The 611-nt window shown below is 57.9% G+C and carries 1 pseudogene; it reads left to right on the forward strand.

The features are described from left to right. Positions 1-611 (forward strand): annotated as a pseudogene (locus ABES02_RS29055) (DNA polymerase III subunit alpha); the annotation flags it as partial.

The following is a 611-nucleotide window of genomic DNA, read 5'->3' on the forward strand; positions in this document are numbered from 1 at the left end:
GGAAGAGGTGATCGCTTACGTTGCGGAAAAATACGGCAAAGACCATGTCGCGCAGATCATTACGTTCGGTACGATGGCAGCGAAGGCCGCATTACGCGATGTCGGCAGGGTAATGAACCTGCCATATAACGATGTTGACAGGGCCGCCAGAATGATCACCGGCCATCTCGGGATCACGCTGCAGGAAGCGCTTACGGTCAATCCCGAGCTGAAGGTGCTTGCAGCCAAGCAACCCAAAACCGCAGAACTGCTCGACATGGCGATGCGGGTCGAAGGGTTGCCCCGTCACGTATCTACGCATGCGTCGGGCGTCGTTATTTCCCGCGAGCCGCTTACCCGGTATGTGCCGCTCCAAGAGGGGGCGGAGGGGACCACTTTGACGCAATATTCGATGGAGCATCTGGAAGCGATCGGATTACTGAAGATGGATTTTCTCGGTGTGCGCATGCTCTCAGTAATCGAGCGTACATTGCGCTGGATTCGGGATTGGGACGGCATCGAGATCGATTTGCGGAAGCTGCCGGAGGACGATCCGGCCACGTATGCGATGCTGTGTCGCGGCGAAACGGCGGCTGTATTCCAGTTGGAGTCGGCCGGCTACCGACGGCTGC

The sequence above is a fragment of the Neobacillus pocheonensis genome (genome assembly GCF_050477905.1).
Lineage (GTDB): Bacteria > Bacillota > Bacilli > Bacillales > Cytobacillaceae > Neobacillus > Neobacillus pocheonensis_A.